General features: G+C 63.8%; 11 protein-coding genes. 8 read left to right on the top strand and 3 right to left on the bottom strand.

Annotation, left to right across the window (positions count from 1 at the left end):
* Positions 1-515: 515 nt before the first annotated feature.
* From AB0323_RS03240 to AB0323_RS03215, 6 genes are all read left to right on the top strand, one after another.
* Positions 516-3,170: a LuxR C-terminal-related transcriptional regulator gene (locus tag AB0323_RS03240; RefSeq protein ID WP_366176094.1), complete on the top strand. Its 2,655-nt coding sequence runs from the start codon at positions 516-518 to the stop codon at positions 3,168-3,170.
* Between the two features lie 122 nt (positions 3,171-3,292).
* A complete protein-coding gene (locus AB0323_RS03235; RefSeq protein ID WP_366176093.1) occupies positions 3,293-4,624 on the top strand; it encodes a SufS family cysteine desulfurase in 1,332 nt (443 codons plus the stop codon).
* Positions 4,621-5,148: a Fe-S cluster assembly sulfur transfer protein SufU gene (gene sufU / locus AB0323_RS03230; RefSeq protein ID WP_366176092.1), complete on the top strand. Its 528-nt coding sequence runs from the start codon at positions 4,621-4,623 to the stop codon at positions 5,146-5,148. The genes AB0323_RS03235 and sufU overlap by 4 nt, the downstream gene beginning before the upstream one ends.
* A 68-nt stretch (positions 5,149-5,216) precedes the next feature.
* On the top strand, positions 5,217-5,354 hold the full coding sequence (locus AB0323_RS03225; RefSeq protein WP_284981004.1) for a hypothetical protein: 138 nt from the start codon (positions 5,217-5,219) through the stop codon (positions 5,352-5,354).
* Between the two features lie 534 nt (positions 5,355-5,888).
* Positions 5,889-7,400, top strand: coding sequence for a polysaccharide pyruvyl transferase family protein (locus AB0323_RS03220; protein ID WP_366176091.1), 1,512 nt, complete (start codon positions 5,889-5,891; stop codon positions 7,398-7,400).
* Positions 7,397-8,386: a glycosyltransferase family 2 protein gene (locus AB0323_RS03215; protein ID WP_366176090.1), complete on the top strand. Its 990-nt coding sequence runs from the start codon at positions 7,397-7,399 to the stop codon at positions 8,384-8,386. The genes AB0323_RS03220 and AB0323_RS03215 overlap by 4 nt, the downstream gene beginning before the upstream one ends.
* Before the next feature lie 51 nt (positions 8,387-8,437).
* Here the strand turns inward: AB0323_RS03215 and nhaA are convergent, their stop codons facing one another.
* The 3 genes from nhaA to AB0323_RS03200 form a co-directional block, all read right to left on the bottom strand.
* A complete protein-coding gene (gene nhaA, locus AB0323_RS03210; protein WP_366176089.1) occupies positions 8,438-9,745 on the bottom strand; it encodes a Na+/H+ antiporter NhaA in 1,308 nt (435 codons plus the stop codon).
* 181 nt (positions 9,746-9,926) lie between these two features.
* Entirely contained in the window at positions 9,927-10,148 is a 222-nt protein-coding gene (locus AB0323_RS03205; RefSeq protein ID WP_366176088.1) for a hypothetical protein, read from the bottom strand.
* Between the two features lies 1 nt (position 10,149).
* On the bottom strand, positions 10,150-10,647 hold the full coding sequence (locus AB0323_RS03200; RefSeq protein WP_364532354.1) for a DUF2505 domain-containing protein: 498 nt from the start codon (positions 10,645-10,647) through the stop codon (positions 10,150-10,152).
* A 158-nt stretch (positions 10,648-10,805) separates the two neighbouring features.
* Between AB0323_RS03200 and mfd the strand changes: the two genes are divergently transcribed.
* Together mfd and AB0323_RS03190 are read left to right on the top strand one after the other, a co-directional pair.
* A complete protein-coding gene (gene mfd / locus AB0323_RS03195) occupies positions 10,806-14,531 on the top strand; it encodes a transcription-repair coupling factor (RefSeq protein WP_366176087.1) in 3,726 nt (1,241 codons plus the stop codon).
* Positions 14,532-14,534: 3 nt separating this feature from the next.
* Positions 14,535-15,341 (top strand): metal-dependent hydrolase, encoded by an 807-nt coding sequence (locus AB0323_RS03190; RefSeq protein WP_366176086.1) that lies wholly within the window; start codon positions 14,535-14,537, stop codon positions 15,339-15,341.
* The last annotated feature ends 18 nt before the right edge of the window (positions 15,342-15,359 follow it).

Raw genomic sequence — 15,359 nt, 5'->3', positions numbered from 1 at the left:
CAGCGGAGATGGTGGCGAACCCGCCGAAGGCAAGGAGCGCCACGGCAACGAGTGCTGTGAACAGGTGTTTCATATTTTGGGTGACATATCTGTTGGGGACATAGACATACGAGACCTGGGCAATGGAAAAGGCGAGCTGCAGCCGAACACGCCGCAGCGTCGTACACGGCCAAATGGTGTGTCACGACAGAGTTGTTACGAAAATCGGCTGCGCTTCAACTCCCCAGAAGTAGCCAGCCGGAACTTACTCTTGCGGCACCAGCTTACACAGTCAGATCACAGGGCGGTAACGGAGGATGTAAATCCGGCGGGAAAACCCGGCTGGAAACGACGCCGTGATGCCTCGCCAGGGGGCTCCGTGGAGCGGTGATGTTTCGTGCAAGTAGCCCCGGAAATTCAAGTAGTTACCACTCAATCCAGGACTGAAACCCCGAAGGTAACGTTTGGAAATGACACCGGTCCGTGCCACAGCCGTCAGGAACGTGTGTCCGGCGGCCCGAAGATTAGACAGGACCATGGACGATACCGAAGGGACCCACACCTCGCCCCCGATCATTCGGGCAGCGGAGCTCCAGGAGATTGTTATTGCCTTGTCAGGGCCGGAACCGGCCGGGATCGTCATCTCGGGGCCGGGGGGCTCCGGAATGACCACCCTCCTGGACGCGGCGGCTTCAGTCCTGAGCGGTTCATTCAGCGTAATCGCCCACAACGTCTCGGAGTCATTCGCGGACATTCCGTTTGGAATCGCCATGGCACTTGTTCCGGACCTGCCGGGAAGGGCCAAGGTGTGGCCGGGTTCCATCGTGACGGCTTGCCGCAAAGCGGTGCGTGGCGCGGCGACACCCGGGTCGGCTGCGTTGCTGGTGCTGGACAACATCGATTTCCTGGATGATATGTCTCTTTGGCTCCTGAGCCAGCTGCTTGTTGAACCGGACATCCGCCTGATTGCCACCCACCGCTCGGACCGGCCGTTGAGAATGGAACTCATGGAATCCGTGGTTTCGCGGCAGCTTTCCGTTGTGACCCTGGACGATCTCACGCAGGAGCAGCTTCAAGAATTCCTTGATGATCGCCTCGGCGGACGCGCTGCCCGAAGCCTGGTCCGGGACATCCATGCCCTCACGGGAGGAAACCTGCAGACCGCGAAGTTGTTGCTGGATGAAGCTGCGGCGCGCGGCGAGATCGTGGAACACGCTGATTCGTGGATGTTGTCCGGACCGATCCGTTTGGACGGTTCGCAAGCGCTTGAGCTGACCCGCCACCGGCTTGAGGGCTATTCCGTGCCGCAGCGGCAGGTGGTGGATATTCTGGCAGTGGGGGAGCCGATACTGCTGGCCGTCCTTGAACAACTTGGCCAAAAGCGGGCGATCGAAGCGCTTCGGGCCGACGGAACGATCCGGGTCCTGAAAGACCGTCAGGAGACAGCAACGCTCAGCCACGCTATTGAAGCGAGGCTGGCCCGGCAGCAGCTGGGACCTGAACGGATCCTCGAGCTGCGACGGAGCATCTACGCGACGTCCTCACCCGTTGCCGATGACTCGCTTTGGACGCTGTTCCGTCGCGTGGACCTTGAGCAGGCAAGCGGCTTGCCGGTGCCTGACGCTGATCTTTTGGCCGTGGCCATTGCCGCAAACGACATTCACGACAATCGGAGGGCCCGTCGGGCAGCGGAAGCAGTGCGCGCGCCGGAACTCGGACTGGTTGCCGGCGTGGAACTGGCAAGGGCGCTCTATCAAACAAGGGACTTCCCCGGGGCTGTGACGATCTTGAAGGGTCTGGTGGCAAACACCCCTGACGTCCTGACTGTGGATTTCGCCCATGCCGTATGGCTTCTGCTGCATGCGCTGTTGCCGACATCGCCCGGAGCCAATGTGCTGCAGGGGGTCCTCCAGGATGCCCGACGGCGGTTGGAGGCTGCCGCCGTCGGCCTCCAACCGGGCGAGCCAGCCCGTCTTGAGGAGTCTGCCGTCCGGGATGAGCTGGATGTTCTCCAGCTGTATCTGGATGCCCAGAACGGCAGTTGGCCTTCAGCCAACAGTGAGCTGTTCCAAAGGCTTTGCCACAGCCAACTGGTCGATCCTGGATTGCGCACGGAGCGCCATCCCCCAGAGCCTACCCAGGCCAGCGTGCTATTGATGGCGCTTGTCTCCCAAGGGCTGGCTGTCAGCGGACGGTTCGCCGACGCCGTCGCTCTTTCGAAGCTGGCCCTCGAATCCGTGGGGCGGCTGCCACGGTGCCCCGTGGACTTCCACTCCACTGTGCTGACCATCCACGGGTCCAATCTGATCTGGCGCGGGCAATGGGGTGGCCCCGAAATGTTCTGCGCCGGCAGTTCAAGCTTCAGCAACCGGATGAGCTATTTCGGCGGGTCTGCGCATCTCTACAGGGCACTCGTACTTGCCAGGCAGGGGAGCCTGGAACTGGCGTGTGAACAATTCCGCCAAGCCAAGGCACGGCTGGATGAAGCCGACCCTGAGGGGCTCCTGCCACCGGCCCTCGGCGGACTTGCCGCGGCTGCGTGGTTGCTGGGCGATGTCAACCAGGTCCGTCGCGCACTGGCGGCCTACGACTCGCGGGCCAGCGGGGGGAACTATCTTGCCTCGCAGCTCGCCGAAAGCTATTCGTCCGCCGCCCGGTCAGTGCTGATTGGCGCAGAACACTCGCACCGGAAACTGCTGCAACTTGCCGGTTCTGCCGCCAAGAAGGGACACCGGGCGCTCGAAATGTTGAATCTTGGCCTGGCCGCCCGTACCGGCAGCCGGGGAGACCGGCAGCTGGGGGCCGGAGTGTCCGAGCTGGTGTGGAGTGTCGAGTCCGGGATGCCGTCGGGACAGGAAGCGGGACAGGAAATGGGAACAGGACAGCTAAGCATAGGCGAACCCCAGCAGGCGTCAGACCAGGAGGAGGCTTTCGTTTTTGACGAGCCTCACCCGGCCAGTCCGGAGGCCGGGTCCTCGGTCCTTCCCGGCGCCGTCAAGCTTTCACAACGTGAACGCGAAGTGACTGCCCTGGTGGCCTCCGGACTGAGCAGTGCGGAGGTGGCTGCCCGGTTGGGTATCGCCGTCAACACGGTCAACGCCCACCTGCAGCGGGTTTACGGCAAGCTCGGAGTGTCCCGCAGGCAGAAGCTTTCCGAACTGTGGGACGAGTTGGCGAAGCCGGAGGAGTAAGGCCGATGCTCCCCGGATGAAGGCAGTGAAGCCGATTGGTGGGACAATTACTAGGTGACGCCGCCACTCCTGGCGGTCAGCCGCTGGCGATTGCCACGTAGTCCTAACAAGGAGCACCGGTTTTGACAATGGTTTCCACCCCCGCGTGGGGAGATGCCCAGGTTTCCGCACTCGATGACGATGAAGTCCGTCGCATCCGCAACGACTTCCCCGTTCTTGAGCAGGAGATCAACGGCAAACCGCTGGTCTACCTGGATTCGGGGGCTACCTCGCAGAACCCCCGGAGCGTGCTGGAGGCTGAGCAGGAATTCTACGAACAGCGCAACTCGGCCGTCCACCGCGGCGCGCACCACCTCGCCGTAGAGGCCACGGACGCCTTCGAAGACGCGCGTGCCACCGTGGCGCGATTTGTGGGCGTGCAGGATGATGAGCTGATCTGGACCGCCAACGCCACCGCGGGGCTGAACCTCCTGGCCTATTCGTTTTCGAACGCCAGCGTAGGCCGGGCGGGTGGGGAAGCCGGGCGCTTTGCCCTCAAACCGGGCGACGAAGTGCTCGTCACCGAAATGGAACACCACGCCAACCTGATCCCGTGGCAGGAACTGTGCCGGCGGACCGGAGCGAGCCTCCGTTACATTCCCCTCGACGACGCCGGTGCGCTGCGTCTTGACGAAGCAGCACGCCTCATGAGCGCGCGTACCAGGATCCTGGCGTTCACCCACACTTCCAACGTGCTCGGCAATCTCAATCCCGTGGACGTGCTGGTCGCAATGGCACGGGAAGTGGGCGCTCTGGTGGTCCTGGACGCATGCCAGTCCGCGCCGCACCTGCCCTTGGACTTCAAGGCCCTGGACGTGGACTTCGCCGTATTCTCCGGGCACAAGATGCTGGGCCCCACGGGAATCGGCGCGGTCTATGGCCGCAGCGAATTGCTCAATGCCATGCCGCCGTTCCTGACCGGCGGTTCCATGATCACGACGGTGACCATGGAAGAAGCCCAATACCTGCCCGCCCCCCAGCGCTTCGAGGCCGGAACCCAGGCTATTTCCCAGGCCGTGGCCTTCGCTGCCGCGGCAAACTACCTCAGCGAAACAGGAATGCACCGGATCGCTCTTCGTGAAGCGGAACTCGGCCAAAGGCTTGTCACGGGCCTCAGCGCCATCGAGGGCGTCCGTGTGCTGGGCCCCGGGCCGGGCGAAGAACGCACCGGGATTGCCGCGTTCGACGTCGCCGGAGTCCACGCGCACGACGTCGGGCAGTACCTCGACGACCTGGGTATCGCCGTGCGGGTGGGCCACCATTGTGCCCAGCCCTTGCATCGCAGGCTGGGCCTGAGCGCCTCCACGCGGGCCAGTACATACCTGTACACCACGTTCGAGGAAGTCGACCTGTTGGTTGAGGCGGTTGCCCGGATCAGGCCCTACTTTGGCGTAACGGCCGGAGCCGCGTCATGAGCGGCCTGGACTCCCTGTACCAGCAACTGATCCTGGAGCACTCCAAGGCCCGCAGCGGGGGAGACCTTGCCAAGCTTCCAGCTACCGCAATGGGCGCCCCCGCCACCGGACAGAGCCAAACGGGAGAGAGCCATACAGGACAGAGCCACCAGCTCAATCCCATTTGCGGCGACGAAATCACCCTCCGTCTGAGTCTTGGCACCGCCGGAGACGGACAGGCCGTCACCGAGATCCATTGGGACGGTGACGGGTGTGCCATCTCGATGGCGTCGGCGTCCATACTTAGTGAAATGGCACCTGGCATGTCCCCGGTATCCCTCCGAAACACGATCGATCACTTCCGGGAATTGATGCGTTCGCGCGGCAAGCTGGAAGCGGATGAGGAACTCCTCCAGGACGCCGCCGCCTTGGCCGGGGTTGCCAAATATCCTGCCCGGGTAAAGTGCGCCATGCTCGCGTGGGTTGCCGCGGAGGACGCCCTACGCCAGGCCGAGGCGGGCCAAGGGGTGTCCCGGCCTCTCTAGCGCTGGTGGGCCGAGGTCGAGTACCGTCCACTCTATTTCACGCAACGGTCCGGACTTAGCCTCGAAGCATGATCACCTTGGAGAGCAGGCGCGAATGGCGCCAGAGCCAACATCGGGTCCGCCGGGCGGAATTCGTGGTTGTGGGATTGTTGCTCGTCCTCGTTGCGGCGACAATTCTCGCCGCCGTCGCCGGACTGGTGCAGTAAGGGCCGAATGCTCCAACGCAGCCATGCTGCGGCATTCACGGCTGACTATTCGTGGCTTGGAAAAGCGTACGGCAAAGAAAAGCTCGGACCCGCAAAAACCGGTCCGAGCTTTTTGTACCGTTGGCTTTGTCACCGCATCATTTGGGTACCGCTGCGATGAGCACCGAAATCGTCATAAGACCGAGAATTGCCCAAACAAAGAACAAAGACCAGTTCTTCTCTTGGGCTCTCCTGTGGGCCCCATGCCACACTCGCTCCATACTATTCGCGTCCATAGCAGCAAGGTATTCCTGTCGATACCGCCCAAACAGCGTGCCAACCACCCTACTTGAAAGACTCATTACTCCATTTGAAATGTCGGCTACTCGTATCACTCCCATCATGGCATTCCCTGGGTGTCAGCTCTCAAAACTCCGAGAATCGTCAAGTTTCGGAGTCCCCGGCGAAGAACGATAGGCTGTTTCAGCGCATCCGGAAGTGGTTAGGCGCCTAGCCAGCGCAACCGCTGCGTGCACGTGAGGGAAGGACCGAGTGTTGAAGATTCTGGTACAAGGCGATCTGGGCCAAGTGGCTTACCACGTAGGTGACGAGGCGATGGCAATCGCGGCGGCCGATGAACTTCGGGCCCGGCTTCAGGCCAAGATCGTCCTCCTGACCCGTGACCCGGAACAAACCACGGACCTCTATGGCATGGACGCGATAGACACTCTGGTGTTCCCTTGGCCTCCTGCGGAGCGCAGCAAGCACCTGGAACTTGTTCGCCGGGCGGCCCGCGGAGACCGCACCGCCCTACCGGCCGAGGATTCCGTGTGGCGGGTGATTGACGAGGTGAAGTCAGCGGACGGTGTGCTGATCGCCGGCGGCGGCAACATGAATTCCTTGTATGGATGGCTGCTCTACGAGCGTGCCGCGCTGGGCCTTATCGCGAAGGAACTGGGCAAGCCCTTGGTTGTCAGTGGCCAAACCTTTGGTCCTACGCTGTTGCCACAGGATCAGCTAACCCTCCACGAGCTCTTGGATTATGCGGGATTGGTGGGTGCGCGGGAGCCATCCTCCTATGCGTTGGGCTTTCAGATGGGCCTCGGTTCCGAGAAACTGACCAGGGGTGTGGATGATGCCAGCTTCCTGCTCCTGCCCGGATCGGTAGACGCGAATCCAGCCGGGGAAGAGTTCGAGCTTCCGGAAGGCCCTTTCATAGCGGCGACCTTTGGTCCCGAATCCTGGCGGGACGGGACCCGCAGCCTTGCGAAGCTGGGAGAAGTGTTGGACCGGGCGGTGGAACTGACAGGTCTTCCGGTCTATCTGATCCCGCACGTGGGCCCTCTTGGCCCAGAGGGCCGCGGCGGTGACCACGAGTCCCACGAAACGGTACACGCACACTCCCGGAGCGGCCAGGTTCGCGTTTGCCCCGTTCTTCCGGCGCCCGCAGTCGCGGCATTCACCGCGGCAGCAGAACTAGTGCTGACAAACCGCTACCACCCTGTGGTCTTCGGCCTTGCGGCCGGGGTGCCGGTGGTTGCGCTCGCGAATGACTCCTACTCGGACGTGAGACTGCATGGAGCCATGAACAACTGGGGCGTGCAGGACTGGGCCTTGCCCCTCAGCAGCCTCGACATCGGTGGTTTCGACCTCGCTATCGCTGAGGCATGGGCGAGGCGCGCGGAAATCCGGGAGCACCTTGAATCGCTGCGTCCCCGGATACGCGCCGTTCACGAGAACTGGTGGGACGCCGTCGCAAGCATACTCTCGGGGAGAGATGCCGAGGCAGCGAAGGGACTGGGGGACGTCGTGACCCTTGAATCGGACTCAGAGTGGGCCAAGCAGGCCAGGGGGCTACGCAGCCAGTTCCGTGCCCTGAGCGGCGGAATCGCCACCCTCTGGACGGAGTGGGACGATGTCCGCTCGCAACGCGATTTACTGTTGCATGATCGGAATGAAGCGATGGAAGAAAAAGAGCGAATAGTTCGATCACGATCGTTCAAGGCCGCCACCCTGTTGCGCCAAGGCGCCAGCGTGTTGCGTCGTGTTTCCGGAGGCCGTCGATGAACGCCCAGGCCCGCGTCGCCGTCGTCGTACGCACAAAGAACCGGCCGGTCCTCCTGCGCCGGGCGCTCGCAGACATCTTCGACCAGTCCTTCCAGGATGTTGCGGTGGTCGTCGTGAACGATGGCGGGGATCCAGTTCCGGTGGATGCGCTAGCCAGGACCTGGGACCACCTTCCCGCCGGCAAGCTTACGATCCTCCACCACGAGGCCAGCAAAGGCATGGAGGCCGCGTCCAACGCAGGGATCCAAGCCACGGCTTCGGAGTTCATCTCCATTCATGACGACGACGATCGTTGGCATAAGGACTTCCTGAAGAAGACAGTGGGCTTCCTCGACGGGATGCCGCAGGCCCAGGGCGTGGCTGTCCGTACCGATATCGTCTATGAGGAGATCCGCGGAGGTGTCATCGAGCAGACCGGCTCCCAAGGGTTCGAGCGTGAGCTTCGGGCGATCACCCTGTCCGACATGCTTCGCAGCAACCGGGTGGTGCCGATTTCCTTCCTCTACCGCCGTTCCATCCTTGAGCGGATCGGGAATTACAACGAAGCGCTGGACGCAGTGGGGGATTGGGAGTTCAATCTCCGTTTCCTTTCGGCGTTCCCCATTGAATTGCTGGACGGCGAGCCTCTGGCCTTTTGGTGCCAGCGACCATCAGAGCGCGGCGACATGGGAAACAGCGTCATAGCCGGGGCCGATGACCACCAGAAGTTCGACCGCTACGTGCGTGATGTCTACCTTCGCGAAGAGGCCGGCAAAACCGGGTACGGCACCTTGCTCTATTTGGCCCAGATGCACGGGCAGCAAGAAGGGGCGATCCATGAGTTGCGGGAGTTGGCGGAGCGGATAAGTTCAAGCGTGGACGAGCTTGGACGAAGGGTGGCGTCCTTGGAAGAAACCGTTCTTAACAGGACGAGCTTTTCCGATCTTGCCCGGCGGCCTGGCCGGCTGACCGGCAGGATCGTCCGGTTCTTGCGCGGCAATCGGTAACAGCCGGATCATCGCGGGACGACGCCGCGGGAACGCACGAGACCCGGCACGTCAGGCGCGGGTAAAAACGTCAGGCACGCCATCGCCGTCGTCGTCCCTTTGCTCCTCCAGCGCCACGCGGCGGTAGTGCCGGTTACGGGCTTTAAGCACGACGGCGGCAAGCACCGCTGCGGCGAAGGAACCGGCCAGAATGGCCACTTTCGCGTGGTCATCGTGCGGGGAACCGGTGCCGAAGCCCAGCTCGGCGATCAGGAGGGAGACGGTGAAACCGACGCCCGCAAGCATGGCCAGCCCAGCGACATCGATCCATGCCAGGCCGTCATCCAGCCGCGCGCGGGTTGTCTTTGTGATGAGGAATGTGGTGCCGAACACTCCCGCGGTCTTGCCCGCCACGAGGGCCAGCACGATGCCCGCCGCTACCGGATCGCGCAGGGCGGCTCCCAGTCCCTCTGCCCCGCCCAAAGCCACCCCGGCCGAGAAGAACGCGAAAACAGGCACAGCAAAGCCTGCGGAGAAGGGACGCAAGCGGTGTTCGAAGCTTTCGGCGAGCCCGGCCGCAGGCTCGCCCTTCTTGCCTGAGGCCATGACAGGCACGGCGAATCCGAGCAGGACCCCTGCGACGGTGGCGTGGATTCCCGAGGCATGGACGAAAGCCCAGGTGGCTGCGGCGAGGGGGAGGAGCAGGTACCAGGTGCGGACGCGTTTCTGGACCAGGAGGGTAAAGAGGGCCAGCGGCACGGCGGCCGCCAACAGCATGAGGGGCTCGAGGCCGCTCGAGTAGAAGAACGCGATGATGGCGATGGCAATCAAGTCGTCCACCACGGCCAGTGTCAGCAGGAACGTCCGCAACGCCGCAGGCAAATGCGTGTTGATGACCGCCAGGACGGCCAGGGCGAAGGCGATGTCAGTGGCGGTAGGGATGGCCCAACCCTTGAGCGTTTCCGCGCCCGGGCCCAGGTTGATGACCACGTAGATGAGCGCGGGAAGGACCACGCCTCCCGCTGCCGCAGCGACCGGGACGATCGCTTTTGCGGGCTTCCGCAGTTCCCCTGCCACGAATTCACGCTTGAGTTCCAGTCCCGCAATGAAGAAGAAGACGGCCAGGAGACCGTCGGAGGCCCAGTGGCCCAGGCTCAATTCCAGATGCCAGGGAGCGTAGCCGATCTTGGCTTCGCGCAGTGCGAAGTAGCCATTGGCAAAAGGTGAGTTCGCCCAGACGAGCGCGGCAACTGTTGCCGCGAGCAAGAGTGCGCCACCAACCGTTTCAGTGCGCAGGATAGCCAGGATCCGTTGGTACTCGGGGAAGCTCGAGCGGCTGAAAACCGTGGACGGGGCAGCGGGGTGCGGGCGGTCCGCCATGCGGCTCCTTAGGGAGTTCGGGATCGACAAAACTGTTGCCGACCAGACTTCCCGGCGCACCTGTGTTCCACTCTACCCGAAGGCGCACCACCCCGCCGGGCCCCCAACTGACTCGCATTTGTTGTCGTTATGAGGCGTCAAAACGACAACAAATGCGAGCTAGTTGGGCCCGGAAGGAGCGTTAGGTGAGCAGCGCCGTGATCCCGATGACCGCCGTCGCGAGTCCGAGCACCATGGAAATGGTGACCAACACGACGTGGACCGTAAGGAACTTCGTGGCTTTCCCGTTGGCGTCGCGGGCACGGGAGTCGGCCATGACGCGGCGCAGGAACTGCGGCCAGACGATCAAGGACCATGCCCCCGCGACAATCAGAACAACCGACAGCCCGGCTGCCAGCTTCACCCTAGTGGCTTTCGAGCCAGGCCTGGGCCTGCTGGGACTGGATGTTCAAGGCCTTGCCGACCATCGGTTCGGCTGCTTCGGCGATCTTGCCGCCGAGGAACGGAACCGACGACGTGACGGCACCTTCGAGCTCGACGCGGGTGTTGCCGCCGTCGGCCACGAGGCGCTGCACCGCGGTGACATCAAGCGGGGCCCCCGAGATCTTCAGGGAGATGTTGCTGGTGCGGGAGCCATCGGCCGTCGGGGCGTCCCACTTCTCGGTCTGGGTGACAGTGAGCTTCTCGCCCACGAACTTGCGGGCGATCTCCGGGAGGCGCGTGGTGGGCAGGGTGCGGACCGTGATGGTGGTGAAAGCGCCGGAGGGGTCGCCGTCGATCTGGAATGATTCCAAAGTGCCGCCGACATACTCGCTCGTGTGACGCAGGAAGTCTTCGTCGATGAAAGTAGCGGCTACGCGGTCGACGCCGTAGGGCAGGGTGGTGGATGCGTTCAGGGCCATGGGGGTCCTCCGTGAATATCTCGGTTGAAAGCTCTTGCGGCTCCCAAACATCCTACGGTGTGGTCGGGTAGGCTAGGAACGCCCCGGGATTCGAGAGAATTTCGGGTTTTCGTGCTGCCTTGCCCTATCCGACTTCCCTCTTCCGAGGAGTGCCATACATGAGCCCCAAAGGCCAACCGTCTGCGGTCAACTCCGGAATCAGCCCTGCCGGCACCGTCCCATCGCTTGATGGATTGCGGCGGGCCCTGGGCGAGGACCGGACGTTCGCGCGGGTCAGGCCCGAGGCTTCGCGGACGTTCAGCGAACGCAGCAGCGACTACCAGATCAGCGCGCCCACGGGTTTGAGGGCTGCACTGCTGGCGGAGATAGCGGACGGCCTCGCGACCCAGGATCTTGAAGACAGTGCTGTGGTGTTGGCTGTGACGGCCACGGGCCGCGAAGCCGAGGACCTCACCGCGGCCTTGGCTGCCTATCTTCCCGCGGACTCGGTGGCGGCCTTCCCCAGTTGGGAAACCCTGCCGCACGAACGGCTCTCCCCACGCTCGGATACGGTGGGGCGCAGGCTCTCAGTGCTTCGCCGCCTGGCCCACCCGGAGAGCTCGACGGCGGGTCCCCTGCGGGTGGTCGTGGCGCCGGTTCGCGCCGTGGTCCAGCCGGTCGTGGCAGGCTTGGGAGAACTGGTCCCGGTGACTTTGAAGGTGGGGCAGGAAATGCCCTTCAGCGACGTGGTACGCAGCCTTGCCGACGCTGCCTATTCGCGCGTGGACATGGTTACCCACCGTGGTGAATTCGCCGTCAGGGGCGGTATTTTGGACGTGTTTCCGCCCACCGAGGACCACCCGGTCAGGGTGGAATTCTTCGGCGACGAGGTGGACCAGATGCGCTGGTTTGCCGTGGCAGACCAGCGTTCACTCTCCGGCCCGGCCGTGCACCACCCCGGCGAATTACACGCTCCGCCTTGCCGGGAAATCCTCATCACGCCGTCGGTCATGTCCGGCGCCGCCAAGCTCAAGGCCGAGATGCCGGCCGCCGCGGACATGCTGGAAAAGATCGCGGGCGGCATCGCAGTCGAGGGAATGGAGTCCCTGGCCCCGGTCCTGGTAGACGCCATGGTGCCTTTCGTGGACCAGTTGCCGCCCGGTTCGATCGGTGTCGTCATCGAACCGGAGAAGGTCCGCACCCGCGCGCATGACCTCGCGGCCACCAACGAGGAGTTCCTCGAGGCGGCCTGGTCCACGGCGTCCGACGGCGGGACGGCGCCCCTGGACCTCGATTCGGTATTGGGCTCCCAAGCCGCGTCAGCTTTGCATGCGGCGAGCTTTCAATCCTTGACGGATACCCGGAGTGCGGCGCTGGCCCACGGTGTTTCCTGGTGGTCCATCACGTCATTGGCGACGGACGAGGATCTGGTCCTCGACATCGACGTCCTGAACCTGCATGCCCGTGAACCGCGCGGCTACCAGGGTGACGTCGCGGAAATGCTCGAATTCATCGGCTCCCACGTGCGGGACCAATGGCGCATCGTGGTGGCGACGGATGGCCCCGGGCCTGCCCAGCGTCTCGCCGAGTTGTTCCATGATGCCGATATTCCGTGTTCCCGGGTCGACTCCCTGGCCCACGAGCCACAGGCCGGAATCATCGAGGTGACCACTGCCGCCGTCGGACGCGGTTTTGTCCTGGACGGCCTCAAGCTGGGACTGCTCACGGAAGCGGACCTCCTGGGCCGCACGTCGGCCGGGTCCACGAAAGACATGCGGCGCATGCCCTCCAAACGGCGCAACGCAGTGGACCCCCTCCAACTGCACGCCGGTGACTTCGTGGTCCACGAACAGCACGGGATCGGGAAGTTCGTGGAGCTGATCCAGCGCAAGGTGGCGGGCTCCTCTGCCGGTCCCTCGGGGGGAGACGCCGGTCTTCGCGAGTACCTCGTGCTCGAGTACGCGGCGTCCAAGCGCGGTGCCCCCGGCGACCGGCTCTTCGTGCCGACGGACCAGCTGGACCAGGTGACCCGCTACGTCGGGGGCGACACGCCGTCGTTGAGCAAGATGGGCGGAGCGGACTGGGCGAGCACCAAGTCCAAGGCCCGCAAGGCCGTCAAGGAAATCGCGGGCGAGCTCATCAGGCTGTACTCCGCCCGGATGGCCTCGCGCGGGCATGCCTTCGCTCCGGACACGCCGTGGCAGCGGGAGCTTGAGGAAGCCTTCCCGTATGTGGAGACGCCGGACCAGCTCACCACCATCAATGAGGTCAAGGCCGACATGGAACGCGAGATCCCCATGGACCGGCTGGTCTCCGGAGACGTCGGCTATGGGAAGACCGAAATCGCGGTGCGGGCTGCGTTCAAGGCGGTACAGGACGGCAAACAGGTCGCAGTTCTGGTTCCCACCACGCTGCTCGCCCAGCAGCATTACGAAACATTCACCGAGCGCTTCTCCGGATTCCCTTTGCGCGTCAAGCCGCTGTCCCGGTTCCAAGGAGCGAAGGAAGCAAAGGAAACCATCGAGGGAGTCAAGAACGGCTCCGTGGATGTGGTCATTGGCACGCACCGCCTCCTGTCCAAGGACTTCGAGTTCAAGGACCTCGGCTTGGTGATCGTCGATGAGGAGCAGCGCTTCGGTGTGGAGCACAAGGAAGCGCTCAAGAAGATGCGCACCAACGTGGACGTCCTCGCCATGAGTGCCACGCCCATCCCGCGCACCTTGGAGATGTCCCTCACCGGCATCCGCGAAACCTCCACCCTGGCCACGCCGCCGGAGGAGCGGCACCCGGTGCTGACGTACGTCGGGCCGTTCACCAACAAGCAGACCTCCGCCGCGATCCGGCGCGAACTCATGCGCGAAGGCCAAGTGTTCTTCGTCCACAACAGGGTGTCCTCGATCGAGCGCATCGCCGCCCAGATCCGGGAACTTGTCCCCGAAGCCAGGGTTGAGGTGGCGCACGGACAGATGTCCGAGAGCCGCCTGGAAAAGATCATCGTGGACTTCTGGGAGAAGCGTTTTGACGTCTTGGTCTGCACCACCATCATTGAGACCGGCCTGGATATTTCCAATGCCAATACCCTCATTGTGGACGGCGCGGACAAATACGGCCTGTCCCAGCTCCACCAGCTGCGCGGCCGCGTGGGCCGTGGCCGCGAACGCGCCTACGCCTACTTCCTGTACCCCTCCGAGAAGCCCCTGGGCGAAGTGGCGCTCGAACGGCTGAAAGCCGTCGCGGCCCACAATGAGCTCGGAGCGGGTATGCAGCTGGCCATGAAGGACCTCGAAATCCGCGGTGCCGGCAACCTGTTGGGCGGGGAACAGTCCGGACACATCCAAGGGGTCGGCTTCGATCTGTACATCCGGCTGGTGGGTGAAGCCGTGGCCGAATACCGTGGCGAGGCAGAAGAGAAGGCCGCCGACATGAAGATCGAGCTGCCCGTCAACGCCCACCTGCCGCACGACTATGTGCCGGGCGAACGGCTGAGGCTGGAGGCCTACAGGAAACTGGCCGCGGCCCTCACCAACGAGGCCATCGACGAGGTATTGGCTGAACTCGTGGACCGTTACGGTGAGCCGCCGCTGCCCGCGAAGAACCTGATCGCCGTCGCACGATTCAGGGTGGGTGCCCGCGAGGCCGGGCTGTCCGACGTCGCTCTCCAAGGCAACTTCATCCGTTTCTCGCCCGCCCAGCTGCCCGAATCCAAGGTCATGCGGCTCAACCGCATGTACCCGGGCTCGCAGATCAAGCCGGCCCTCGACGCCGTGCTGCTCCCCAAGCCCAAGACGGCGAGGATCGGCGGCAGGGACCTGCAGGACGCCGAGATCCTGGAGTGGGCCAACACCGTGATCGAAGCTATCTTCGCGGCTTCGCCGGCTGCGCCCGCTTCGCAGACCGCAGGCTAAGCGATGATGGGAGGACACCACGCCGCGTCCGGGGCCGCGGCGTGGATAGCTATCGCTTCAACCGGCCCGTACGCCTTGGGCTGGTATCCGCTGGACGCCACAGGGATCCTCATCGGAGCGATGACGACGGCGGGGACTGCCTTGGTGTGCGATTGGGACCACCGCTCGAGCACCATCGCCCACTCGCTGCCGCCGCTGTCCCACGTGATCGCCGTCGGGATCGAGAAGGCCAGCGGCGGGCACAGGCAGGGAACCCATTCATTGCTGGGCGCCTCGGCTTTCGTGGTGCTCGCCGCCATGGCCGCCCAATTCCAGCTGGATACTCCCGTGGGCCGTTTGTCCGTGGGTGCCGGGCTGTTGTGCATGTTCATGATCAACCTGGCCGCAAAAGCCCTCAAGCTGTTCCCGAATACCGGGTGGATCGCCAACTGGGTCTTCGCCCTTGCCATGGCCGGGCTGGTCACATGGTTCGCCCCGCACCAGTGGAGCTGGCTGCCCTTGGCCATGCTCACCGGCGTCGTAGTCCATATTGTCGGCGACATGATCACCACCGGGGGAGTGCCGTTGCTGTGGCCCATCGTCATCAAGCCGCCGAAGTTCTGGCGCAAGCTGCCCCTGGTCAGCGGGATCTGGCGGTCCAATGGTGCATTTTCCATCCCCTTGCTTGGCAAGGCCGGCTCGCGGCGGGAGTGGCTCGTCCTGATTCCCGTGAGCGGCTACGCCATGGTTGGGCTGGGCCTGGCGGCGTGGGCATTGGTCCGAAACCAGTGGCCTGCGCTCCTGGCCCTCATGTTGGGGCTGGGTGGATGACGGTGGTTTTTAGAACCT

Origin of the sequence: Arthrobacter sp. NPDC080031 (assembly GCF_040702485.1) — a bacterium.
Taxonomy (GTDB): domain Bacteria; phylum Actinomycetota; class Actinomycetes; order Actinomycetales; family Micrococcaceae; genus Arthrobacter.
Note: the sequence above shows the minus strand (reverse complement) of the source record. Positions and strands in the feature narration are given on the sequence as shown.